The sequence below is a fragment of the Kordiimonas marina genome (assembly GCF_023006325.1).
GTDB classification, from domain to species: Bacteria; Pseudomonadota; Alphaproteobacteria; order Sphingomonadales; family Kordiimonadaceae; genus Kordiimonas; species Kordiimonas marina.
This window is the reverse complement of record NZ_JAINDF010000003.1, coordinates 39,280-62,709: the sequence shown is the minus strand read 5'-3', so window position 1 is coordinate 62,709 and position 23,430 is coordinate 39,280. Positions and strand designations below refer to the sequence as shown.

Here is a 23,430-nt window from a genome sequence, read left to right as displayed (position 1 = left end):
GTACTTCCCTTACGCCAGAACGTCGGTATAAAGCTCGCTGAGATCCGGCTCCGGACACTCGGTCGCGAAAGTGGCCGCGTCAGCGACAGCAGCCTTGATTTCGCGGTCGATATCCTTGAGCCCGGCCTCATCCATGATGCCCTGGTCAAGGATCATCTGCTTGAGCTGATCGATCGAATCATGCTCGGCGCGCATTTTCTGGACTTCTTCCTTGGAACGGTATTTCGCCGGGTCAGACATGGAGTGACCGCGGTAGCGGTAGGTCTTCATCTCAAGAATGAACGGCCCTTCACCAGCACGGCAGTGGGCGACAGCCTCATCCATCGCGGCGCGGACAGCCAGGACGTTCATGCCGTCAACTTGCTTGCCCGGAATGCGGAAACTTTCCCCACGGCGGTACAGCTCGATTTCAGAGCTCGCACGGGCGACCGAAGTCCCCATGGCATACTGGTTGTTCTCGATGATGTAGATCACCGGCAGGTTCCAGATGCGCGCCATGTTGAAGCTTTCGTACACCTGGCCCTGGTTTGCGGCACCGTCGCCGAAATAGGCGATGGAGACATTATCGCTCTTGCGGTATTTGGCGGCGAAGCCAAGACCCGTGCCCAGCGAAACCTGCGCGCCGACGATCCCGTGACCGCCATAGAAGCCGCGTGCGGGGTCGAACATGTGCATGGAGCCCCCCTTGCCGCGCGAAACCCCGCCGGACCGGCCGGTGAGTTCGGCCATGACGCCACGCGGGTCACACCCGGCGGCGATCATATGGCCATGCTCCCGGTAACCGGTGATAACGCTATCGCCATCCTTAAGGGCGGTCTGTACGCCGACGGCAACAGCTTCCTGGCCGATATAAAGGTGACAGAAGCCACCGATCAGGCCCATGCCATACATCTGGCCAGCTTTTTCTTCAAAGCGGCGGATCATCAGCATTTGCCGGTAAAATTCAATGAGTTCGTCGTTAGACGCTTCGTAAAGTGCCGGTTTGGCGGCGCGGCGGCGTGTGGGTTTCGCCGCCTTTTTCGTTGTTTTTGCTGTGGTCATCTCGGCCTTCCAAAACAAAGGGCGCGGGCGGACTGCCCGAAACTGGAGAAGTTCGGACTATGGATACCCCGGTTAAGATGATTTTGCAATAGGATGTAAATTATTGAAAAACATACATAAATTACAATTAACTAGATTTTTGTTAATTGATGTTTTTCATTAACTCTGATCACGGACCAGAACCACCACTTCATCAGGGTGGACGAAGCCGAGACGCAGGCGAACCTGCTCTTCCAACATATCGGGATCGACGGCCTTGCCGGAAAGCTTGGCCGTGCGGGCCTCAAGCACGGCACGCTGATGAGCGACCTTAGCCGCTTCCGCCGCCAGAACCACTTGTTGGCGGTCAAGCGCTTTCAGTGCCCCAAGGCTGTTGTCGCCCTGGAAAGCATGGAAGGCAAAATAGGCACCCAGGAAGACCCATACGGCGGTCATCCAGGACTGACCTAAATAGCGTGATATTTTTCCGACTCGCTTCATGATTCGAATCATCTCATAGCCGAATCGGGCGTGCAAGAGAAAATCGACAAAAAATACAAGAAAATTCGTCGCTTAGTTTCACCCCCACCAGACCCGGTAGGGGTGAGTCTTTTTGCTGGCAGCAGGGCTGATAGACGGCCCTGCCCTTTGGACTTAACCGCGCAGGATCGAACGCCCTGCATAGAAGGCGGAAGCGCCGAGCTGCTCTTCGATACGGATGAGCTGGTTATATTTCGCCAACCGGTCGGAACGGGCAAGCGAACCGGTCTTGATCTGCCCGCAGTTGAGCGCAACAGCGAGGTCAGCGATGGTGCTGTCCTCGGTCTCGCCCGAGCGGTGCGACATGACCGACGTGTAGCGCGCACGGTGCGCCATATCGACAGCCTTCATGGTCTCACTAAGTGTACCGATCTGGTTGACCTTGACGAGGATCGAGTTGGCAACGCCCATATCGATCCCGCGCTCAAGCCGTACCGGGTTGGTCACGAACAGGTCGTCCCCGACCAGTTGGCACTTATCGCCAATGGCGTCGGTCAGGGCTTTCCAGCCATCCCAGTCATCCTCGGCCATGCCATCTTCGATGGAGATGATCGGGAACTTGCCAATCAGGTCCGCCCAGTAGGCAGCCATTTCGCCGCTATCCAGCTTCTTGCCTTCACCCTTGAGGTTATAGACACCATTCTCAAAGAACTCGGTCGAGGCGGCATCAAGCGCGAGGTAGATATCTTCCCCCGGCTTGTAGCCTGCGCTTTCAACCGCCTTCATGATGAAGTCGAGTGCATCGACGGTGCCGTTAAGGTTCGGCGCGAAACCGCCCTCGTCACCCACAGAGGTGCTGAGACCCGCGGCCGAAAGTTTCGACTTCAGCTCATGGAATATCTCACTGCCCATACGGATCGCGTCAGCGCAGCTGTCGGCGTTGACCGGCATGATCATGAATTCCTGAACATCGATCGGGTTGTCGGCATGTTCGCCGCCGTTGATGATGTTCATCATCGGCACCGGCAGCACATGGGCGTTCGGGCCGCCAACATAGCGGTAAAGCGGCAGGCCGAGACTGTCTGCGCTCGCGCGGGCAACGGCCAGCGAAACACCGAGGATGGCATTGGCGCCCAGACGGCTCTTGTTCTCAGTACCATCAAGCTCGCGCATCACCTGGTCGATCGCCAGCTGCTCTTCGCTTTCGAGGCCAACAAGAGCATCGAAAAGCTCACCATTGACGGCATCAACTGCCTTCAGGACGCCTTTGCCCCGGAAACGGCCGCCGCCATCGCGCAGCTCAACGGCTTCGTGGGCGCCGGTGGAGGCACCAGACGGAACCGCGGCACGGCCGAAACCACCGTCTTCGAGGATAACGTCTACTTCAACGGTGGGGTTACCGCGGCTGTCGAGAATTTCGCGGCCGATGATGTCGATAATCGCGCTCATGGGGAAGTGTCCTTAGTCGGTCAAAGGAAAAAACAGAAATCGGTGGCCGATATGTACCGCTTAAGGCGTCCCTCTGCAAGACTTGGGCGCATAGTCAGGGCGCAAGCCTTAACAGAAGTGTGATGCCCGGGAGCTGGCAAGGGACTAGTAAAAAGTGCCCGACGGGCTAGAGTGCCTGCAAATAGTGGGAGGAAACTCAATGCCAGTCGTCCGTTTCAGAAAAACAATCGCCGCAGCCCTCATGGCCGGGACAGCCGCCCTTTCATCCTTGAGCGCGTGCGCTGGCGACAGTGCTGACATCGGCGCGGTCCGCAGCTACCGCGCTGCCCATGAAGCGCAAATCATGGCGGACTTCCGGGCGCTCCTCTCCATGCGCAATATTGCCACCAATCATCAGGACATGCTGACGAACGCCGCCTGGATTACGGACTATCTGGGCAAGCGCGGCTTCACATCCGAAACCGTCAGCGCCGGTGGCGCGCCTTATATCCTGGCGGAACGCAAGGCCGCAGGCGCCACCAAGACCATCCTCATCTATGCCCATTATGACGGCCAACCTGTCGTGCCGAAAGATTGGATCTCCCCGCCCTATACCCCAAGCCTCAGGGACGGCCTGGTTGAAGAAGGCGGCAAGGCCGTCGCTTGGCCCAAAGATGGCCATTTCAAGCCAGAATGGCGGCTTTTCGCCCGCGCCTCCGGCGACGACAAGGCGCCGATCATTACCCTGATGGCCGCGATCGACGCGCTTCAGGCCACGAAGCAAGGCATCAGCGTCAACATCAAACTGATTCTCGATGGCGAGGAGGAACAGGGCTCCCCCTCCCTGCCCGGCATCCTCAAGAAATACGGCGACCGGCTTTCAACCGACCTGATGCTGTTCTGTGACGGCCCGATGCACCAAAGCGGCCGCCGGATGCTGGTGTTCGGTGCACGCGGCGACATGGGTGTGGATATCACCACCTACGGCGCCCTGCGCCCTCTTCATAGTGGCCATTATGGCAACTGGGCACCGAACCCGGCTGACCGCCTGATGCGCCTTCTGACCGCCATGAAGAATGCGGACGGCCATGTCATCGTGCCTGGCTATAGCGACTCTGTGATCCCGATCAGTCCGGCGGAAGAAAAAGCCGTCGAGGCCCTTCCCGATATGGGGGCGAAACTCCAGAAGGAACTGGCGCTTGGCTCGGTCGATGGTGGCGGAGAGCGCCTCGCGGCACTTATCATGAAACCGGCGATCGTCGTCCGGGGCATGAAATCCGGTGAAATTGGCGCCAAGGCCCGCAATGTTATCCCGACAACGGCGACAGCCTCGCTCGACCTCAGGCTCGTGCCCAACCAAACCCCGGAAAGTGCCAAGACAAGCCTGACGGCCTTCTTCAAGGCCCAAGGCTATTTCCTGACGGAGAAAGACCCGAGCCCAGCCGTGCTTAGTGCCCACGCCAAGGTCCTCAAGGTTGACTGGAAAGAAGGCGCCTACCCCGCCTTCCGCAGCCGGCTCGATAGCCCTTCAGCCCTCAAGCTCAAAGCCATTCTGGACGGCATAAACGGCGACCAGACACTGATGGCGCCGACCATGGGCGGCAGCTTGCCGATTTACCTGTTCAAGGATGTGGTGAAAGCACCGATCGTGCTGTTGCCGATTGCCAACCATGACGACAACCAGCATGGCCGCAATGAAAATGTCCGCATCGCAAACCTATGGAATGCGATCGACACCTATGCGGCTGTTCTGGCGTCCTTCGGGCGCTAAAGCTTGAACTTGTCCTCAAGCGTATACAAAAGCTGGCGGATGCGCGGGGTATAGAGGGACAACATGTCCTCGGTCATCCCCTTTTGCATGAGCTGGACATCCGTCTTCAGCTGGCGAAGGGCCTCGCGCTTTTCCTTGTCGTCCGGTTCATACATGAGCCGGATTTCGGCTTCGCTGACCAGGGCATCCAGCCTGGGGCCTGTCCACATCGGGAAGTTCTCCGAATAATGACGGAGATCAGCAAGCGCGTCCCGAAGTTCGCGCCACTGCATGGAGCCGCCGATCTGCTTCAGCTCCTGAATGCGCAGTTGCTGGCGGGCGGTACCCGCATCTTTACCCCGGACAAAGGCATAGGCACGGGCGGCCGCGAAATACTGGGAGGCAACTTGTGGCTTATGGTCTGCCACCGCAGCGTTCGCCGCTTCAACATTCATCCCCATCAATTCAGTGGGCATAGCCGCGCTGTTGAGCCCAAGTGCCGTCTTCCAGGCGGAGAGCGCACGGCTCCTGTCGCCATCCGCTGCCGCCGCGCGGGCCCGAATGATGGCAAGCTTGGGAGCCAGCGCATGGCCTTCGCCGTAATACTGGATCAGGTTACGCCAGGTATCTTCGATCTGGCTATCGGCGCGGGCAAGGGCCTCACCGCCTGCGACATTGGAATACTGGGAAACAATCGCCGCCGCGTTATCGAGCGTTTGTTTCATGCGCTCTTCATCATTGGCAGACGCCGTCATGGTCGTCGCGATTGCGAGAAAGAGAGCGAATAAACTGTTTCTGACCATCATGGCTTCCCGTATCCGAATGGGCACAATTTACCGGGATATACCCCGGCAAGCACCCATATAAACCCATTTCCCTACAATAATGCAAAAAGGGGGCCGAAAGCCCCCTTTTCCGAAAAACTCACGAAAGCCCGCTTCTTAGACGAGACGGCTTTGGTCTACCGCGGCTTTGATGAAGCTCGCGAACAGCGGATGCGGATCAAACGGCTTGGACTTGAGTTCCGGGTGGTATTGAACGCCGATGAACCAGGGATGGTCCGGCAGTTCCATGATTTCCGGCAGCTCGCCATCGGGCGACATACCGGAAAAGACCACGCCAGCATCCTCCAGCTTTTTCACATAGCCGATGTTCACCTCATAGCGGTGACGGTGGCGTTCGCTGATATCGGTCTTGCCGCCATAGACTTCGCTGACTTTCGAGCCTTCTTTGAGCACGGCCGGATAGGCGCCAAGGCGCATGGTACCGCCGAGGTCGGTTTCTTCGGTGCGCGTCTCGACGCTACCGTCTTCCCGAGTCCACTCCGTAATGAGGCCGACGACCGGATGAACCTGTTCACCGAACTCGGTCGAGCCTGCGTCCTCGATGCCTGCCATGTTGCGGGCCGCTTCGATGGTCGCCATCTGCATCCCGAGGCAGATGCCGAAATACGGCACACCCCGTTCACGCGCGAAGGTCGCCGCCGCGATCTTGCCCTCGGTCCCGCGCTTGCCAAAGCCGCCCGGCACCAGGATGCCGTTCACGCCTTCAAGCTGGCTGATGGCGTCTGGGCGCTCGAACACTTCGGATTCGATCCACTCGATATTCACCTTCACCTTGTTGGCGATACCGCCATGGACGATGGCTTCGTTGAGGGATTTGTACGCATCCTTGAGGCCGGTGTATTTGCCGACGACCGCAATCGTGACCTCGCCTTCCGGGTTCTTGACCCGGTCGACGATATCTTCCCAGACGTTGAGGTCCGGATGACTGGAATGGGCAAGGCCAAACGCCTTGAGGACTTCCACGTCCAGACCTTCCTTGTGGTAGGAGATCGGCACTTCATAGATGGTGCTGACGTCCAGCGCCGGGATAACCGCGGTTTCGGCAACGTTACAGAAGAGCGACATCTTGCGGCGCTCCCCATCCGGGATCGGATGCTCGGACCGGCACACCAGGATATCCGGCTGGATACCGATGGCGCGCAGGTCGCGCACGCTGTGCTGGGTCGGCTTGGTCTTCAGTTCGCCGGCGGCGGCCAAGTAGGGCACCAGCGTCAGGTGAACAAAGATCGAGCGGCCCTTGCCCATCTCGATCGACAGCTGGCGGATCGCTTCCATGAAGGGCATGGCTTCAATGTCACCGGCGGTGCCGCCGATTTCACACAGCATGAAGTCGATACCGTCCTGCTCGGCGAGGGCGAATTCCTTAATAGCGTCGGTCACGTGCGGGATCACCTGTACGGTGCCGCCGAGATAATCGCCACGGCGTTCCTTCTGGATGATCTGCTGATAGATACGGCCCGAGGTAATATTGTCGCTCTGGCGCGAAGCCACACCGGTGAAACGCTCATAGTGACCAAGGTCGAGGTCAGTTTCCGCGCCATCATCGGTGACATAGACTTCGCCGTGCTGATACGGGCTCATGGTGCCCGGGTCGACGTTGAGATACGGATCCAGCTTGCGCAGACGGACCGAATAACCGCGGGCCTGCAACAGGGCACCCAGCGATGCCGAAAGCAAACCTTTACCGAGCGAACTAACAACACCACCGGTGATGAAGATATAGCGCGTCATGGAGCCTCTCTATAAAAATAGCGTTCCGCATACCCCTGCCAATCGGCACGGATAGTCAAACATACATTCTACTCAAAGAGAAGCGGGGGCACTTGGCCCCCGCTCTGAAATCTCTTAATTCTTACCGTCGGCGGGGACGGTTGGAATTTCGGGAAGCCCGCCCTTTTTCGGGGTCGGCTTCTGGGTCTCCGCCTTTTCGAGGATCTTCTTGTCGTCCTGCCGATGTTCGGCCATCCAGCCGAGCAGAAGCGAGTTCGCCAGGAAGATAATCGCAAGCCACTTGGTGGTGCGGGTCAGAACGTCCCCGGCACCGCGTGCGGTCAGAAAACTGCCCGACCCGCCACCGATACCGAGCGCGCCACCTTCAGAGCGTTGCAACAGAATCGTTACGACCAGTGCAATGGCGACCATCAAGTGAATGATAAGCAGTACAGCTTCCATCTAACCGTCCTATACCTCATGACTAAAGCCCGGAAACATACATGGATTTCCGGCACCCTTTTCAAAGCGCGGTTTCTAGACCAACTCGGCGGCTTTGCCAAGTCCTATTTCCCGCTAGTGGCTGCTATCAGGCATTAGGCTCAGGCATTCCCTGCCCTCAAGCCGCCAAACCCTGCCACTTCACCCAGCGGCAATGAAAATCGGCGCGACCCAGGACATGTTCTTCCCCTGATGGCCACAGCGTCAATGTAAGCGCCGCCCCAGGGGCTTTGCCGTCCGCTTCCATCCGGAGCCAAGCGAGGGGCGCCGACTCTGTTGCCCGCGCGCCGGCCTCCGCAATCATCTCAGCCCCGCGCGCTTGTGCTTCAGGGGGCAGATACTGCCATGCCACGGAATGATACACGACATGCGCAAGTTTCGGCGTATCGATGGCGAGGCGCCTTTCCAGCCACACTAGGGCATCGCAGGGTTCCACCGGAGCCTGGGCATCAGCCGCGAGATCAAGCGCCGCGGTCGTCAGTGCCACACGTTCCGCCTGATCCGCCCACAGATAGGACCTTAGCCTAAGCCTGTCAGCCTCATCCGCAGGGTTGAGCGGTTGCAGGTCACAGCCTGCCCGCCCAACAACCGAGAGGGTCGCCTGCGGCGGTTCCGGTCCTTCCCATTCCGGCTTGAGGTGAACCGCCGCCATCTCGTCGCCCCAGCTCATATCGCCAAGCTGATAATGAAATTTGTCCCACAGAAGGTTCAGGCCTGCGCTCGCCCCCACCTCGGACATCATAAGCGGCAGACCAGTCTGCTCAGCCACAGTCAGGAAGCCGGGAAGCAAAGCTGCCGAGCGCCGGACCTCATTGGTTTGGGGCGGGCTCTTCATCCACTCGAGAATAAAGTCCGATTCTTCGCTCAATGCCGCATTCACGCCGTTCCACAGAGTATCGTCATCGAGCGCGTCATCTTTGGGCGGATACACCGCGGCGAGCCCTTCGTGGCGCCCCAGGAGCACCAGGGCGTGGAGAGCGCCCGCGAGCCGAAGCGGCACGGAATCGCCTGCACTGCTGATATCGCCGGGCCAATGGCTGATGGCATCCCCGACCGGCGCCCCTTCGGTAAGACGGTCCGCGAGCAGACGGCACAGCCGCGTCATGAAGGGGGAGCCAAGGTGCTCGCAATGTTCTGCCTGGACCAGAAAGGCTTCCCGGATTTTTCCTGCCGATTGCATGATGCGTTCCTTCTTAGCTGCCCCACCTGCGGAGACTTATAGGAGAAAAATACCCGCTGCGCGACCGCTAAACAAAAAGGCAGGGCAACCTTATGACCACCCTGCCCTTTGAATTTTTTAGTGCGCTTCCCGGTTTAGCCGCGGTAGGCGTCCATGATACCATTGAAGTCGGCCGCCTTCAGGCTGGCGCCACCGACAAGACCGCCATCAACATTGGCGACCGCCATCAAATCGCGGGCATTCCCGGCATTGACCGAACCGCCATACAGAATACGGAAACCGTTCCCGGCCGCGCCGAACCGTTCCACGAGGGCGGCCCGGATAGCGCCGTGCATTTCTTCCAGGTTACCTGTCGTCGGGGTCCTGCCGGTGCCGATAGCCCAGACGGGCTCATAGGCGATAACCGTATTTTCCGGGGTCGCGCCTTCAGGTACAGATGACGCCAACTGGCTCAACACATGCTCGCACGCCTTGCCTGCATCCCGCACATCTTCGCGTTCACCCGCACAGACGATGGCAACCAACCCTTCGGCGAGGACAGCTTCTGCCTTGGCACGGACCATATCATCGGTTTCACCGTGGTCCGCGCGGCGTTCCGAATGGCCGACAATGACATACTTGGCGCCGCAGTCCTTCAGCATGGCGGCGGAAATATCACCAGTATGGGCACCGCTGACCTTGGCGTGGCAGTCCTGCCCACCAATTCCGATCGTCTCGCCCGATGCAGCGGAGAAGGCACCGACAAGGGTGAAGGGCGGACAGATCAGGACTTCGCATTGTGGCGGCGCCTCGGCGATCATATGCTTCAGGGCGTCAAGTTCGGCCTGGCTCGCGCGCAGACCGTTCATCTTCCAGTTTCCCGCTACAAGCGGCATGGGTTTCATTATTTGGGGCCTCTTTTTTATAAAGTGACATTATATGTTTTATCCGTCGGTCCTTAGCAAAATTGCGCCAGAAAGACTAGCCATGTAAGCCTTCGCAGGATTCTGCGATTTCACCTGTTGCGGGCGTGAAGAACCATGCTTATGATGCGCGCCCTGTAGTGACGGTGCTTTGCCGCCCTATAATAACAGTAATGATTGAACGACGGGAGCACGGGCTGATGCTGCTCAAACTTCGTGGCGGACTGGACCACATTCTTGTTACCATCCTACTTGGTGTATTGATCGCGGCCTTTGCGGTCTGGGGCATTGGTCCCAACCTCTTGCGCGGCAACACCAAAAGTGTGGCCAAAGTCGGTGAGACCGAAATTGACGCGCAACAGTTCGACAGCGCCGTCCAGCGCCGGGCGCAACAGTTGCAGCAACAGTTCGGCGGCCAGATCAGCGCAGACAAGCTGATCCCGATGCTCAACCTCGACCGTCAGGTCCTGATGCAGATGATTTCGGATGCCTCGGTCGTTGAGCACAGCCGTGAACTTGGCCTGCGCGCAACCGATGACCAGATCATCGAGCAGCTCCATAAAATTCCGGCCTTCCAGGGGCCCGGTGGCAGCTTCAACCAGCGGCAGATGGAAATGGTGCTTCAGCGCAACCACCTCACGGAGAAAGAACTGCTGAGCGATCTGCGCCACGGCATTACCCGTGAACAGCTGATGCGCAGCATGGTTGCGGGCGCCGCCCCGACCAAAGAGCTCGCCAAGGTCCTTTATACCTGGAAAGCCGAGCGTCGCCGCGCGGACATGATCAATATCCCGGCGTCCAGCATCACCGATATTGCGGCCCCGACCGACAAGCAGCTGAAGACCTTCCATGACGACCACAAGTCGACCTACATGACGCCGGAGCGCCGCAGCTATAGCTACATCATCCTGACGCCGGACCAGTTCATGGACCAGGTCAAGCTGGATGATGGGGAGCTGGAGCAGGCTTACGATTCCCGCAAGGATGAATTCGCCAAGCCGGAACTGCGTGGTCTCAACCAGGTTACCTTCAAGGACAAGGCTGCCGCTGAAGCCTTCGTCAAAGGCGTGAAAGACGGCAAAGACTTCGTCAAGTCCGCCGCCAAGGCCACTGACTTCTCCGCCGACGAAATCAACATCGGTGACCAGAACCGTTCCGACCTTGTCACCGATTATAACAAGGATATCTCCGACGCCGTCTTCGGTGCAAAGAAAGGCGATATCGTTGGTCCGCTGGAAAGCACCACGGGCTGGAACGTATTCCAGGTGACCTCGATCACCCCGGGCACGTCCAAAAGCCTGGACGACGTCCGCGATCAGCTGACCAAGTCGCTCAAGCGGGACCATGCCGTCACCAAGATGTTCGACTTCCTGCCTGACGTTGAGGACGCCATTGCCGCCCAAGGCAATATCAAGGCTGTCGCTAAGGCATTGAAGCTGACGCTGGCGACGGTTTCCGATATTGACGCCCGCGGCCGGAAGACCGACGGTACGCCGGTGATCACCCAGAAGAACGAATATACCGTCATGCAGACGGCCTTCCATCTGGGTCAAGGCGTTGAGCCTGAGGTGAAGAACCTGGACGATAAAGACACCACAGCCGGCGTTTACCTCGTTGAGGTCAACAAGATCACCGAACCGCAGCAGCAGACGCTTGAAGAGGTCAAAAACCAAGTCCAGGCCGCCTGGATGACCGAGGCAAAGCAAAAACGCGCTGGCGAACTGGCCGAGAAAGCCAAGACCCTCCTGAAATCAGGTGAGTCCGCTGAGAAAGTCGCGCTCGACCTTGGTGGCACCTCCTTCGATGCCAAGAATGTCACGCGCACCGGCAGCGGTAAATCCGGCCTGTCGGCCAACATTCGTGGGCTGATCTTCGACCTGCCGCTGGGCGGCATTGATGCTGAGCGCGCAGCGGACAACAACGGGTATGTCGTCGTTAAGGTCAATGAGATCATGCCGGGTGACCCGGCCGCGGATACCAAAGCCGTGGACGACCTCTACAAGGCCCTTGAGACGCAATATAGCAACGAGATGATCGACCAGTATCTGGCCTATCTCTCCGACCGCTATAAGCCGGAGATCAACCAAGGCATGATCAGCCGGATGTTCCCGCGTGACGCCGCCCAGTGAGGGACGCTGCTGACATAGCTGCTTTTAGCAGTCTTTATGAGGCCGGCGTGCCCCAGGTTCTGTCCGAGACACTCGTCGCGGACCTGGACACGCCGGTTTCCGCCTACCTGAAGCTTGCAAACGGCGAAAAATACAGCTGCCTGCTGGAATCTGTCGAAGGCGGTGATACCCGTGGCCGTTATTCCATTATCGGGCTTAGGCCTGACATCATCTGGCGCTCGAACGGTGATAAGGTTGAGATCTGCCGCACAGCCGTTGAAACGCCGGACGCCTTTGTCTCCACAGATGAAAAACCGCTCGAAAGCCTGCGGTCGCTTCTTGGCGAAAGCCTGATCGACCTGCCCCACCCCCTGCCGCCGATGGCGGCTGGCATTGTCGGCTATATGGGCTACGACATGGTCCGCCAGATGGAGGATATCGGTCCGGGCAAGCCTGACCCTCTCGGCGTCAATACCTCTATCTTTATCCGGCCGACCGTGATGGCGATCTTCGACAGCGTGACCAACCTGATCACGCTCGTCACACCTGTCCGCCCGCACGCTGGCATCTCCGCCACGGACGCTTACAGCCGGGCCGAACAGCTCATTGAGGCCATGCTCACCCGGCTGGATGCGCCGCTCCCGCTTACGCACAAGGAAGCAGCGCCCATCGCATTCGAGGAACCTGTCTCGAACACCAGCCGTGCGCGCTATTACCAGATGATCGCCAAAGCGCAGGACTATATCCTCGCGGGCGATATCTTCCAGGTGGTGCTGAGCCAACGCTTCTCCATGCCGTTCGGCCTGCCGCCTTTCGCGCTTTACCGGGCGCTTCGCCGGACCAACCCCTCGCCCTTCATGTATCACCTGGCGTTCGAGGACCTGGCGATTGTCGGCTCAAGCCCGGAAATTCTGGTGCGCCTGCGGGACAGCGAAGTCACCATCCGCCCGATCGCCGGCACCCGCAAGCGCGGCGCCTCGCCGGAGGAAGACGCCGACCTCGCCGCAGACCTGCTCGCGGACGAGAAAGAACTGGCGGAACACCTGATGCTGCTCGACCTGGGCCGCAACGATGTCGGCCGCGTCTCCAAGCCCGGCACGGTGCAGGTGACAGCCCAGAACACCATCGAATATTATTCCCACGTCATGCATATCGTCTCCAATGTGGTGGGCGAGATCAAAGACGGCGCCGACGCGATCGATGCGCTCTCGGCCGGCTTCCCGGCGGGGACTGTCTCCGGTGCCCCCAAGGTACGGGCGATGGAAATCATCGACGAACTGGAAGTGGACGCCCGTGGTCCATATGCCGGCAGTGTCGGCTATTTCAGCGCGAACGGCAGCATGGACAGTGCCATCGTTCTTCGCACCGCCATCGTCAAGGACGGCATGATGCATGTACAGGCGGGCGCCGGGATCGTCGCCGACAGCAAACCTGAAGGCGAGTATCAGGAATGTGAGAACAAAGCCCGTGCGCTTGTCTCCGCCGCCCAGGAAGCCCTGCGCTTCGCCCGCTCAAACCGCGGCTAAGAAATCATATTTATCTTTAAATTAAAGCCATAACCATATGGCAAATAATAATTATTCAGACACATTCTAGCGCGCCGTGGTGCTCGGTAGAGACGCGGTTTGCAAATCGATATGGTTGCGACGCGCCACAAGCTGGCTCAGGGGCACAAGGACGATATGCTTGCGCTCGAGCGTCTTTCGCCATTTAGCCAGCGTCTCCAGCGTTTCCGGGTATGGGTGACCGATTGCGACAGCCCAGCCGCGCAGCCGGGCGATATGCTCGGTCTTCTTGAGCTGCGCCATGATAAGCTCAGGCTCCCGCACGTTATCAAGGAAGATATCCCGCGCGATCCCCGGCACCCCCGCTGCTTCCGCCGCCCTCAGGGCAACGCTGTGCGGCGACGTCAGGCTATCCAGGAACAAAAGCCCCTGCTGCCGCAAATGCACCATCACCCGCACCATCGGCGCCGGTTCTTCGGTCAGCAGGCTGCCCATATGGTTATTGATGCCGACAAAACCGTGAAAACGGGACAGGTTCCACATCACCCGGCGTTCGAACTCCTGGGCCGAAAGCCCATTGATGAGCGCGTTTGTCCCCGGGTCCGCCGTGTCACCATGCGGCTGCATCGGCATATGGACCATCAGTTCGTGCCCTGCCTTGTGAACAAGCCGAGTCTGCGTCGGCAAATTTTCTGCATAGGGCAGGAACGAAAGCGTATAAGGCCCGCGCATTTTGGCGAGCTCATGCGTGGCTTCTTCGGAAAGGCCGAGGTCATCGACAACAATGGCGACCTTAGGGGCGGCCGACCTGTCCCAATGCGCGGCATATTCAAGCCAGGCTGGCTTTTCCGGCTTTTGCCGTACCACTTTCGGGATATTCCTGACGGGCGTGGCCTTTTTCTGCCCCATATCCGTGAGGATCGCAGCGACTTCAGGGTCATGCTCCACCGCGGCCGCTTGCGCGGCTACCGCCTCAGGCCTGGTCTCGTCCACGGGTGGTGTGGCTTCCAGCACATAAATGAGGCCGATCAGAACAAGCGTCACGATCCCGCCATAGAAAAGCTTGGCGTAACGGGCAAACCGCGCCCACGACCAGCCCTCAGGCTGGCGCTTCAAAGGCGCCACTCTTTTCCGTGGTTTCGGCTTGTTAAACTTCCCTGCCACCCGGTACCTTGCTCGATAAGCCGTTCCCACTTCAAAGGCACGGCGGTTTGTTCCAGTCAGCCATTGACAATCGGCCTGAAAGCCGCATTGTCCTTGTCTCAACTGAGAATCAGCGGACCTAGGCCCAATGTATATTCTGATCGATAACTACGACAGCTTTACCTACAATTTGTACCATTATCTTGTCGAATTGGGGGCAGACGTCGAAGTTTGGCGAAATGATCAGATTTCCGTGGCCGAGGTCGCGGCAAAAAAGCCGACGGGCATCATCATCAGCCCCGGCCCCTGCACCCCCAATGAAGCCGGTATCTGCCTGGAGCTTATCGACGCCGTCAAAGGCGACATTCCGCTCTTTGGCGTCTGCCTGGGACACCAGAGTATCGGCCAGGTGTTCGGTGGTGAAGTCGTGCGCGCCCCCTACGTGATGCACGGTAAAACCAGCCTGATCAGCCACACCGGCACCAGTGTTTTCAAAGGCATCCCCAGCCCCTATCTTGGCACGCGCTATCATTCGCTGGTGGTCAAGCGGGACACGCTTCCGGATTGCCTTGAAATTACGGCGGAAACCGAAGACGGGCTGATCATGGGCCTCGCCCACAAGGAATACAGCCTTCACGGTGTCCAGTTCCATCCGGAAAGCATCGCATCCGAGCATGGCCATAAGCTTCTGCAGAACTTCCTCGATATCGCTGAGGGGAAAGTTGATGGCTGACCTCCGCCCTATCCTCGCCCGTCTTGCTGACGGCACACGCCTGAACGCCGATGAAGCCGAACAGGCTTTTGACATCATCATGTCCGGCGGCGCCGATCTCGCCCAGATGGCCGCCTTCATCATGGCGCTGCGCGTGAGGGGCGAAGAAGTCGACGAAATCGTTGGCGGTGCCCGCGTGCTGCGCGCCAAAGCCAACCGCCTGAAGGCCCCCGAAGGCGTGATCGACACCTGCGGCACCGGCGGCGACGGCCACGGCACCTATAATATCTCAACCGCCGCCGCGCTGGTGATTGCCGCCGCAGGCGTGCCGGTCGCCAAACACGGTAACCGCTCTGTTTCCTCCAAATCCGGCTCGGCTGACGTATTGATGGCGCTGGGCGCCAACCTCGACATGCCGGAGGCCGCCAACGAGCAAAGCCTCAGCGAAAACGGCTTCGCCTTCATGTTCGCGCCCGCGCATCACAGGGCCATGCGCCATGTCGCCCCTGCGCGCGGTTCCCTGCAGCTTCGGACCATCTTCAACCTCCTCGGGCCGCTGGCGAACCCCGCACACGCCAAACGGCAGGTGCTTGGGGTGTTTGACCGCAAATGGTTGCGTCCGATGGCTGAAGTGCTGAAGAAGCTCGGCAGCGAGCATGTCTGGGTCGTCCATGGTGAAGACGGGCTCGATGAGCTCACCACCACCGGCACCACCTATGTCGCCGAGCTCAAGGACGGTCAAATCCGTGAGTTCGAGGTCACGCCCGGCGATGTTGGCCTTGCGACCGCGACACTTGAGGACCTCAAGGGCGGCGACGCCGAGGTTAACGCGCAAGCCATACGTGACCTGATGGCCGGCAAACCGTCACCCTACCGCGATATCGTACTGATGAACGCTGGCGCAGGCCTCGTGGTCGGCGGCAAGGCGGAAACGCTGGCTGACGGCGTGAAACTGGCCGCCGAGACGATCGACAGCGGCAAGGCAGAAGCGCTCCTGAACACCTGGGCGGCCTTCACCCAGGCGCACAAGCCGGAGGAAGACGATGTCTGATATCCTGGCCGAAATCTGTGACCGCAAACGCGAACATGTCGCCGCGACCAAAGCCCAACTCTCGCTCGCCGAGCAGGAAGCGCGCGCCAAAGCAGCCAGTGCACCGCGCGGTTTCATCTCCGCGCTGAGGACAGCACGCGCTGACGGCCGCTATGGCTTCATCTGCGAAATCAAAAAGGCCAGCCCGTCCAAGGGCCTGATCCGTCCGGACGATTTCGACCCGGCCACACTCGCCGCAGCTTACGAGCGCGGTGGGGCAAGCTGCCTGTCGGTCCTAACCGACATTCCCTATTTCCAGGGCCATGACGACTATCTCGTCGCCGCCCGCGCCGCCTGTTCCCTGCCCGCACTCCGCAAGGATTTCATGGTCGATCCCTATCAGGTCACCGAGGCACGGGGGTTGGGCGCCGACTGTATCCTGCTGATCATGGCAGCGCTTGATGATGCGCTCGCGGCTGAGCTTGAAGCCGCCGCCCATCATTACGGTATGGATGTACTGATCGAAGTGCATGATGCGGCTGAGCTTGACCGCGCGCTCAAGCTCAAAAGTCCGCTGATTGGCATCAACAACCGCAACCTTAAAACCATGGACGTGTCGCTTGAAACGACGCTGTCGCTCGCACCAACTGTCGCTAAAGACCGGTTGGTGGTTGCCGAGTCTGGCCTCAGGACCGCAGAAGACCTTGCCGCGTGCGAAGCCGCAGGCGCAGGCTGCTTCCTGATCGGCGAGACTTTCATGCGGCAGCCGGATGTTGAAGTGGCTGTCCGCAGTCTCCAGAAGGCAAGTTGATGACGAAACTGAGCCATATAGACGAACAAGGCGCCGCCCATATGGTGGACGTCGGCGGCAAGAACGTGACCGAACGTATCGCGGTCGCTGAAGGTTATGTCCATATGGCACCGGAAACGCTGAAACTGATCCTGTCGGATGGCCTCCCGAAGGGCGATGTGCTGGCCGCAGCGCGCCTTGCCGGCATCATGGCCGCCAAAAAGACGAGTGATCTCATTCCGCTCTGCCACCCGCTGATGATCACCAGCGTCAAGCTGGATCTCGCCCCCGCAGGTGATGACCGTATCCGTATCGAGGCTCGGGTCAAGGTGTCGGGCCAGACCGGGGTTGAGATGGAGGCGCTGACCGCCGTATCTGTCGCTGCGCTCACGCTCTATGACATGGCCAAAGCCGCCGATAAGGCCATGCGCATTGACGGCATCCGGCTTCTGCGTAAAGAAGGCGGTAAATCCGGCACCTATGAGGCTAAGCCATGATCAGCGTTGAGGAAGCCTTCAGCCGTATCGTCGGCGACGTGAAACCACTGACCACCGAAAAACTGCCGGTCGCGGAGACCTCGGGCCGTGTGCTCGCAGCTCCCCTGCCCGCGCGGCGCTCCCAACCCGGCGCCGACATGTCGGCCATGGACGGCTATGCCGTCAGAAACACCGACCTCGGCGGCAAGGAACCCGCAGCCCTCAAGCGCATCGGCGAAAGTGCGGCGGGCGCGCCCTTCACGGGCAAGCTCGGTGCCGGTGAAGCTGTCCGCATCTTCACGGGCGCGATTGTTCCCGAAGGCGCAGACCAGGTCGTCATTCAGGAAAACGCCACCGAAGACAAAGGTACGGTCTATACCCGCGAGGCACCATCGCCGCGTGCCAATATCCGGGGCAAAGGCCAGGATTTCCTGGAACGCCAGGTCGTGCTGGATGCCGGCACCTTCCTGACACCAAAATCGATCGGCCTCGCCGCCAGTGCCGGTTACGCCCACCTGATGGTGTACCGCGCGCCCAAGATCGCGATCCTGTCGACCGGGGACGAACTAGCGGCCCCCGACCAGAAAAGCTTTAAAGCGCATGAAACGGTGAACAGCACGGCACCGCAGCTCGCCGCGCTCTTCAAGGATGCTGGGGCTGTCGTCCTGCCGCCTATGCAGGCCGGGGACACGCTCAAGGACCTGAAGACGGCGATCGCCAAGACGGCTGACGCCGATATTCTCGTTACTATCGGCGGGGCATCGGTTGGCGAGAAGGACCTGATCCAACAGGCCCTGTCGGAAAGCGGTATGAAACTCGACTTCTGGAAAGTCGCCATGCGTCCCGGTAAACCGCTGATCCATGGGCATATGGGCGACCGGCACGTTCTCGGGCTGCCCGGTAATCCGGTCTCCGCCTTTGTCTGTGCCCTCCTATTTGTTCGGCCGCTTATCGATGCCCTGATGGGCCGCCCGGCCCCGATGCCGAGCGGCGTCATGCTGCCGCTTGCCGCCGGCCTGCCGGAGAACGGCAGCCGCCAGCATTATATGCGCGCGCAGCTTACCGGTGAGCCCGGCAGCCGCCATATTGCCCCCGCCGCCGAACAGGACAGCAGCCTCCTGACCGTTCTGGCACAAAGTGACGGCCTGATTGTCCGTGCGCCCGATGCCCCTGCCGCAAAAGCCGGCGATCTGGTGCCTTTCCTCCCCTTCTAGGCCTTTCGGCTTGACTTCCAGCCAAAAGGTGAACTAAAAGAGAACATATAGAAAACAAACTTGGGTAAAGGAACGATCATGCTTACGGCAAAACAGCACCAGCTTCTTCTGTTCATCAGGGACCGTCTGGCTGAAACCGGTGTTTCCCCCTCGTTTGACGAAATGAAAGACGCGCTTGGGCTTAAATCCAAGTCCGGCGTGCACCGGCTGATCAACGCGCTTGAAGAGCGCGGCTTTATCCGCCGCATGGCCAACCGGGCCCGCGCGCTTGAAATCATCCGCCTGCCCGAAGGTCAGGCCGCTAGCCAGCCCGCAGGGAGCGGCAGCAATGTCGTCAGCCCGGACTTTGGCGCCAAAAGCGCCCCCGCGCCTGCGAATGACGACCATTCCGTCGAAATTCCGCTCCATGGCCGTATCGCTGCCGGTACGCCGATCGAAGCGCTGGAAAACCGCGATAGTTTCGTGACCGTGCCGATGGGCATGATGGGCCGGGGCAACTGCTACGCGCTGGAAGTCTCCGGCGACTCCATGGTCGAAATGGGCATTCTGGACGGCGATACCGTCATCATCGAAAGCTGCGATACCGCGCGGGACGGTGAAGTCGTCGTTGCCCTTGTCGACCGGGAGGAAGCCACGCTCAAGACCCTCAAGCGGGACGGCAGGAATGTTGCCCTGATCCCCGCGAACCGCGACTATAACACCCAGACCTATGACGCAGGGCGCGTCCAGGTTCAGGGCCGTCTGGTCGGGCTTTTGCGCCAATATCACTAAGTTTCCCGCGCCGTCAGAGGCGCATTGGAAAGAGCTTCCTTTCCCCTTTTGGGGCGTGGTCAGCGTGCCTTGTGGGCGGGCTTATATCTGGCATTCTGCCGCTTGTACCAGGGCACGGGATGCCAGGGTCGGTCGATCGGTGGATTGGCCCACTTTAGAACCGGCTTCACGCTCACGTCCCCTCCCTGCCAGAACAAGGCTGCAGGACCTTTCTCCTCAATATCCTCATCCGCGATTACAAGCTGAGCGCCGTGACAGTAGCGTCGCCAACGCCAGGGTAAGATGACGATATCGCCCGTGCCGCACGCCAGGCGCATGGCTTCCATAGAACGGACAACGCTGATGGCATGGCCCTTCACGATTGTCCGGCACCCATCCGTGTCACAGCGTCTGGACAAAGGTTGATCCTCGGCCAGTGGGTCCAGCCCCCAATATTGCTGCCAGCGGATGTCGCGGAAACTATCCCGCCTGCCGCCGGCAACAGCCATTGTCTCTGCCCCTTCCTGTCGGGCTGCGATGACTCGGCCGCCATTTGCGATCAGGACATCGGCCTGACGGCTGGGCAAATTCAGCAGGCATAGGATGACAAACCCGGTCACAGGGAGTGCGATCCAGCGCCCCCGCAGCACCAAGCCTGCGACCAGCATGACCGCGACCCCCCAAAGGAATGCGGGGTCAGGTGCGCCGACCCGGACGACTGCCATCGGCACAGCCGCGAAACCATGGGCAAGCCACAGGGTGCCTGACAGCGCCAGTTTCAGAATCGGAGTCGCCACCATATCGAGCCCCAAAGGCATCAGGGAAAGCGTCAGAAGCGCAAGCGGCATGACAAGCAGGCTGACGACCGGCACGACAACAAGGTTCGCCGCCACCCCGATCAGCGACACAGATTGGAAGTGATAGAGCGCAAACGGCGCCACCGCGACCTGTGCCACCAGCGTGGTCAAAAGTGTCGCCTGCAGGAAGCGCCCGGACCGGCCCAGGATTCCGGTCGGCCTTTCTCCCACCTTCAGCCAGCCATGGCGGGCAGCATATTCATAGAAAGCGACCAGAACAGCCGTTGCAGCAAAGGACATCTGGAAGCCGATACTCAAAACGGCCTCGGGCCACAGGATAAGGACCGCAAGTGCTGCAAGCGCAACACTTCTGAGCGACAGGACCCGGCGGTCCAATAGCACCGCCAGAAGCGCCACCGACACCATGACAAAAGCCCGGATCGTCGTAATCCCAGCGCCCGACAGCAGCAGATACCCAAGCGCCACCAGCCACGCCCCCACAGCCGCCAGCTTCTTGGGCCGCACCCGAAGCGCCAGCGCCGGAATTGCCGCAAACAGAAATTCGAGAAAGAAGAACGCCGCCGCCGTCACAAGCCCCATGTGAAGCCCCGAAATCGCCAGAAGATGTGAGAGCCCGGCGCGCCTGAGGGTGCTTTCAGTGTCCAGGCTCAGGTTATTGCGGAAGCCGACCGTCAGCGCGACCGCGAGCGCCCCCGCCTGCCCGGGAATGGTCCCTGTTATCCTGTCCGCTACCATAAGCCGCAGCGCCAGCAGGCGCGTTGTTATACTGGCCTGCGCGCGAGGGCCTTTCCGGACCACGGGGCCGGTAGCATAACCGCCCGCGCCTATCCCGGCAAAATAGGCAGTCCTGGCATAGTCATACCCATCAGGGACGACAGGGCCACCAGGCACGGTGAGCAGTGCCGACAAGGTGACGATATCGCCGGGTACCAACCCCGGTGCCATGGATGTCCGCACCACCAGCCGGATATGAGGCGGTATTTTGATATCGTGCCGGCTGAAAGTCAGGGGCGACAACAGCAGCCTGGGCGGACGGTCCGGCCGGATTTCCAACCGTTCTACCCGGGCATCCATGCGCACGAACGTATCCTTCGTCACAATCGGCGCCGTTCCTTCCGAAACCCGGTAAGCCGCGGCCGTTACCCCCAACAGCAGAAAGGCCGCCAAGCGGAAGGAAATGCTTTGCCGAAAAGCTGAATACCCCAGGATAAGAAGACCGGCGAGCCCAATGCCGATAGCCCACGCGCTCGGCGCCAACGGGAACGGCCCGGCAATATAGAGAGCTGCGCCTCCCCCGAATGCCGCTGCCAAAAGCACAAGCTGCCATTCGCTATGCACGGAAACCGGACCAAGCATATCTGTTATATGCGCTGCAGCACGCTGCCATCGTCGGTGCGCGACGTTACGGATGCCTCGATCTTCTGAATGCCCCGGTTCCTGCATGGTTCGCTGCCAGTCCCTCCCTTGACGAGAAGCATAAACCGGATAAGATTTTTTTGCTGCACTGCAATTTGTGTTGCCGAATAACTTGTGCTACAAGCCAATCAAACATTCAGCAAGCGAGTGCGCCTTAAATGATCTGCGCTCGAATTTTGTAATAAAAAACAAGGGTCTATGAGTTGAGCATGCAACCTGACATGCCCAAAGTGGTAACGCGGTTCGCGCCTTCGCCAACCGGCTTCCTGCATATTGGCGGTGCTCGGACCGCTCTTTATAACTGGCTCTTCGCCCGCCATCATGGCGGCGACTTCCTGCTGCGTATCGAAGATACCGATCGCAAGCGGTCGACCGAGCCGGCCATTACCGCGATCCTGAAGGGGATGAAGTGGCTTGAGCTTGACTGGGATGGCGATGCCATCAGCCAGTTTGAGCGCGCCGGCCGTCATAAGGAAGTTGCTGAGGAACTCTTGGCCGAAGGCAAGGCGTACCGCTGCTTTGCGACCCCGGAAGAACTGACGGCCGCCCGTGAAGCCGCCCGCGAACGCGGTGAGAATTTCCGCGGTGACCTGTGGCGTGACCGCGACCCTAAAGAAGCCCCGGAAGGCACGCCCTATTCCATCCGTATCCGGATGCCGCGCCAAGGCGAGACGACGATTACTGATGAGGTGCAGGGCGCAGTTACCGTTCAGAACAGCGAACTGGATGACATGATCCTGCTGCGGTCGGACGGCACGCCCACATACATGCTGGCCGTGGTGGTGGACGACCATGACATGGGCATCACCCATATCATCCGGGGTGACGACCACCTGAACAATGCTTTCCGCCAGTATCAGGTTTATGCCGCCATGGGCTGGCATATCCCGACCTTCGCCCATATTCCGCTGATCCATGGCCCTGACGGCAAGAAGCTGTCCAAACGCCATGGCGCGCTGGGTGTTGATGCTTATGAGGAAATGGGTTTCCTGCCGGAAGCCATGCGCAACTATCTGCTGCGCCTGGGCTGGAGTCATGGCGACGACGAAATCATTTCGACCGATGAGGCCATCACCTGGTTCGACCTTGAGCATGTTGGTCGCAGCCCCGCCCGGTTCGATTTCGACAAGCTGGACAGCCTGAATGCGCATTATCTTCGGACGATGGATGCAAAATCTCTCTTGTCTTCCATAAAATTTGCACTAGAAGATCACATTGGACGCGCCCTTGATAGCGTCGAGGAAGCCCGGCTTCTAAAAGCCCTGCCCTCGCTCGCCGAAAGGGCCAAACGCCTGCCGGATCTGACGGAGAGCGCGTCTCTGTTCTGTAACACCCGGCCGTTAAGTCTTACGGACAACGCAGCCAAGCAGCTTACTGAGGATATCATCCCGACGCTTGCTGGCTTGGCTGACGAATTGGAAGCCGTCACTGATTGGGAACCCACGGTGATAAAGGCTGCCATTATGTCCTTCGCTGAAGCGAAGGACCTTAAACTTGGCAAAGTGATGCAGCCGGTCAGGGCTGCCGTGACGGGTGGAAAACCGTCAGGTGACCTTGTAGAGACACTGGCCATTTTGGGCCAGGCAGAAACCATCGGCCGCTTGAGGGACCGCGTTGCCGCTTAAGCAAAGGTCGAGGCGCCCGCTTAGAGG

General features: G+C 59.7%; 20 protein-coding genes. 10 read left to right on the top strand and 10 right to left on the bottom strand.

Features of this window, described 5'->3' with window-relative positions; translation table 11 throughout:
* Positions 1-9: 9 nt before the first annotated feature.
* The 3 genes from pdhA to eno all read right to left on the bottom strand — a co-directional run bounded on the left by pdhA (position 10) and on the right by eno (position 2,949).
* Positions 10-1,041 carry a pyruvate dehydrogenase (acetyl-transferring) E1 component subunit alpha gene (gene pdhA / locus K6118_RS06780; protein WP_247119479.1) on the bottom strand — a complete coding sequence of 344 codons (1,032 nt, stop codon included), beginning with the start codon at positions 1,039-1,041 and terminating at the stop codon, positions 10-12.
* 159 nt (positions 1,042-1,200) lie between these two features.
* The gene (locus K6118_RS06775) at positions 1,201-1,476 is read right to left on the bottom strand and encodes an FtsB family cell division protein (protein ID WP_247119478.1); all 276 of its coding nucleotides are present in this window, start codon (positions 1,474-1,476) and stop codon (positions 1,201-1,203) included.
* A 198-nt stretch (positions 1,477-1,674) separates the two neighbouring features.
* Positions 1,675-2,949 (bottom strand): phosphopyruvate hydratase, encoded by a 1,275-nt coding sequence (gene eno, locus K6118_RS06770; RefSeq protein WP_247119477.1) that lies wholly within the window; start codon positions 2,947-2,949, stop codon positions 1,675-1,677.
* A gap of 199 nt (positions 2,950-3,148) precedes the next feature.
* Here eno and K6118_RS06765 point away from each other — a divergent pair, with 199 nt between their 5' ends.
* Positions 3,149-4,699, top strand: coding sequence for a M20/M25/M40 family metallo-hydrolase (locus tag K6118_RS06765; protein ID WP_247119476.1), 1,551 nt, complete (start codon positions 3,149-3,151; stop codon positions 4,697-4,699).
* Here the strand turns inward: K6118_RS06765 and K6118_RS06760 are convergent.
* The 5 genes from K6118_RS06760 to tpiA form a co-directional block, all read right to left on the bottom strand.
* Positions 4,696-5,403, bottom strand: a complete 708-nt coding sequence (locus K6118_RS06760; RefSeq protein WP_247119475.1) for a hypothetical protein — start codon at positions 5,401-5,403, stop codon at positions 4,696-4,698. The two genes, K6118_RS06765 and K6118_RS06760, sit on opposite strands and share 4 nt — an antisense overlap.
* 216 nt (positions 5,404-5,619) lie before the next feature.
* On the bottom strand, positions 5,620-7,254 hold the full coding sequence (gene pyrG / locus K6118_RS06755) for a CTP synthase (RefSeq protein WP_247119474.1): 1,635 nt from the start codon (positions 7,252-7,254) through the stop codon (positions 5,620-5,622).
* Between the two features lie 114 nt (positions 7,255-7,368).
* Positions 7,369-7,695, bottom strand: coding sequence for a preprotein translocase subunit SecG (gene secG, locus K6118_RS06750; RefSeq protein ID WP_247119473.1), 327 nt, complete (start codon positions 7,693-7,695; stop codon positions 7,369-7,371).
* A gap of 157 nt (positions 7,696-7,852) precedes the next feature.
* Positions 7,853-8,914 carry a DUF2332 domain-containing protein gene (locus K6118_RS06745; protein ID WP_247119472.1) on the bottom strand — a complete coding sequence of 354 codons (1,062 nt, stop codon included), beginning with the start codon at positions 8,912-8,914 and terminating at the stop codon, positions 7,853-7,855.
* A gap of 134 nt (positions 8,915-9,048) precedes the next feature.
* A complete protein-coding gene (tpiA, locus tag K6118_RS06740) occupies positions 9,049-9,798 on the bottom strand; it encodes a triose-phosphate isomerase (protein WP_343269919.1) in 750 nt (249 codons plus the stop codon).
* A gap of 218 nt (positions 9,799-10,016) precedes the next feature.
* On the opposite strand from tpiA, the gene K6118_RS06735 reads away from it, so the two are divergent.
* Both K6118_RS06735 and trpE read left to right on the top strand, forming a co-directional pair.
* A complete protein-coding gene (locus K6118_RS06735; RefSeq protein ID WP_247119470.1) occupies positions 10,017-11,945 on the top strand; it encodes a SurA N-terminal domain-containing protein in 1,929 nt (642 codons plus the stop codon).
* Positions 11,942-13,450, top strand: a complete 1,509-nt coding sequence (gene trpE, locus K6118_RS06730; RefSeq protein WP_425531542.1) for an anthranilate synthase component I — start codon at positions 11,942-11,944, stop codon at positions 13,448-13,450. The genes K6118_RS06735 and trpE overlap by 4 nt, the downstream gene beginning before the upstream one ends.
* 66 nt (positions 13,451-13,516) lie before the next feature.
* Here the strand turns inward: trpE and K6118_RS06725 are convergent, their stop codons facing one another.
* Positions 13,517-14,554, bottom strand: coding sequence for a divergent polysaccharide deacetylase family protein (locus K6118_RS06725; protein ID WP_247119468.1), 1,038 nt, complete (start codon positions 14,552-14,554; stop codon positions 13,517-13,519).
* Between the two features lie 166 nt (positions 14,555-14,720).
* Between K6118_RS06725 and K6118_RS06720 the strand changes: the two genes are divergently transcribed.
* The 6 genes from K6118_RS06720 (at position 14,721) to lexA (ending at position 19,565) form a co-directional block, all read left to right on the top strand.
* Positions 14,721-15,305 (top strand): anthranilate synthase component II, encoded by a 585-nt coding sequence (locus K6118_RS06720; RefSeq protein WP_247119467.1) that lies wholly within the window; start codon positions 14,721-14,723, stop codon positions 15,303-15,305.
* A complete protein-coding gene (gene trpD, locus K6118_RS06715; RefSeq protein ID WP_247119466.1) occupies positions 15,298-16,335 on the top strand; it encodes an anthranilate phosphoribosyltransferase in 1,038 nt (345 codons plus the stop codon). The genes K6118_RS06720 and trpD overlap by 8 nt, the downstream gene beginning before the upstream one ends.
* A complete protein-coding gene (trpC, locus tag K6118_RS06710; RefSeq protein WP_247119465.1) occupies positions 16,328-17,125 on the top strand; it encodes an indole-3-glycerol phosphate synthase TrpC in 798 nt (265 codons plus the stop codon). Before trpD ends, trpC begins: the two co-directional genes overlap by 8 nt.
* Positions 17,125-17,601: a cyclic pyranopterin monophosphate synthase MoaC gene (moaC, locus tag K6118_RS06705; protein ID WP_247119464.1), complete on the top strand. Its 477-nt coding sequence runs from the start codon at positions 17,125-17,127 to the stop codon at positions 17,599-17,601. Before trpC ends, moaC begins: the two co-directional genes overlap by 1 nt.
* Positions 17,598-18,794: a molybdopterin molybdotransferase MoeA gene (locus tag K6118_RS06700; RefSeq protein ID WP_247119463.1), complete on the top strand. Its 1,197-nt coding sequence runs from the start codon at positions 17,598-17,600 to the stop codon at positions 18,792-18,794. Before moaC ends, K6118_RS06700 begins: the two co-directional genes overlap by 4 nt.
* A gap of 78 nt (positions 18,795-18,872) precedes the next feature.
* Positions 18,873-19,565 (top strand): transcriptional repressor LexA, encoded by a 693-nt coding sequence (gene lexA, locus K6118_RS06695; RefSeq protein ID WP_247119462.1) that lies wholly within the window; start codon positions 18,873-18,875, stop codon positions 19,563-19,565.
* A 59-nt stretch (positions 19,566-19,624) separates the two neighbouring features.
* Here the strand turns inward: lexA and K6118_RS06690 are convergent, their stop codons facing one another.
* The gene (locus tag K6118_RS06690; RefSeq protein ID WP_247119461.1) at positions 19,625-21,718 is read right to left on the bottom strand and encodes a ComEC/Rec2 family competence protein; all 2,094 of its coding nucleotides are present in this window, start codon (positions 21,716-21,718) and stop codon (positions 19,625-19,627) included.
* A gap of 281 nt (positions 21,719-21,999) precedes the next feature.
* Here K6118_RS06690 and gltX point away from each other — a divergent pair, with 281 nt between their 5' ends.
* The gene (gltX, locus tag K6118_RS06685; RefSeq protein ID WP_343269929.1) at positions 22,000-23,403 is read left to right on the top strand and encodes a glutamate--tRNA ligase; all 1,404 of its coding nucleotides are present in this window, start codon (positions 22,000-22,002) and stop codon (positions 23,401-23,403) included.
* The last annotated feature ends 27 nt before the right edge of the window (positions 23,404-23,430 follow it).

Excerpts from the sequence above, each read along its gene's own strand:
- K6118_RS06745 (WP_247119472.1), bottom strand. The coding sequence starts at position 8,914 with ATGCAATCGGCAGGAAAAATCCGGGAAGCCTTTCTGGTCCAGGCAGAA.
- K6118_RS06720 (WP_247119467.1), top strand. The coding sequence starts at position 14,721 with ATGTATATTCTGATCGATAACTACGACAGCTTTACCTACAATTTGTAC.
- tpiA (WP_343269919.1), bottom strand. The coding sequence starts at position 9,798 with ATGAAACCCATGCCGCTTGTAGCGGGAAACTGGAAGATGAACGGTCTG.
- K6118_RS06760 (WP_247119475.1), bottom strand. The coding sequence starts at position 5,403 with ATGAAACAAACGCTCGATAACGCGGCGGCGATTGTTTCCCAGTATTCC.
- gltX (WP_343269929.1), top strand. The coding sequence starts at position 22,000 with ATGCCCAAAGTGGTAACGCGGTTCGCGCCTTCGCCAACCGGCTTCCTG.
- trpC (WP_247119465.1), top strand. The coding sequence starts at position 16,328 with ATGTCTGATATCCTGGCCGAAATCTGTGACCGCAAACGCGAACATGTC.
- K6118_RS06775 (WP_247119478.1), bottom strand. The coding sequence starts at position 1,476 with ATGACCGCCGTATGGGTCTTCCTGGGTGCCTATTTTGCCTTCCATGCT.
- secG (WP_247119473.1), bottom strand. The coding sequence starts at position 7,695 with ATGGAAGCTGTACTGCTTATCATTCACTTGATGGTCGCCATTGCACTG.
- pdhA (WP_247119479.1), bottom strand. The coding sequence starts at position 1,041 with ATGACCACAGCAAAAACAACGAAAAAGGCGGCGAAACCCACACGCCGC.
- K6118_RS06690 (WP_247119461.1), bottom strand. The coding sequence starts at position 21,718 with ATGCTTGGTCCGGTTTCCGTGCATAGCGAATGGCAGCTTGTGCTTTTG.
- moaC (WP_247119464.1), top strand. The coding sequence starts at position 17,125 with ATGACGAAACTGAGCCATATAGACGAACAAGGCGCCGCCCATATGGTG.
- pyrG (WP_247119474.1), bottom strand. The coding sequence starts at position 7,254 with ATGACGCGCTATATCTTCATCACCGGTGGTGTTGTTAGTTCGCTCGGT.
- K6118_RS06700 (WP_247119463.1), top strand. The coding sequence starts at position 17,598 with ATGATCAGCGTTGAGGAAGCCTTCAGCCGTATCGTCGGCGACGTGAAA.
- K6118_RS06735 (WP_247119470.1), top strand. The coding sequence starts at position 10,017 with ATGCTGCTCAAACTTCGTGGCGGACTGGACCACATTCTTGTTACCATC.
- trpD (WP_247119466.1), top strand. The coding sequence starts at position 15,298 with ATGGCTGACCTCCGCCCTATCCTCGCCCGTCTTGCTGACGGCACACGC.
- eno (WP_247119477.1), bottom strand. The coding sequence starts at position 2,949 with ATGAGCGCGATTATCGACATCATCGGCCGCGAAATTCTCGACAGCCGC.
- K6118_RS06765 (WP_247119476.1), top strand. The coding sequence starts at position 3,149 with ATGCCAGTCGTCCGTTTCAGAAAAACAATCGCCGCAGCCCTCATGGCC.
- lexA (WP_247119462.1), top strand. The coding sequence starts at position 18,873 with ATGCTTACGGCAAAACAGCACCAGCTTCTTCTGTTCATCAGGGACCGT.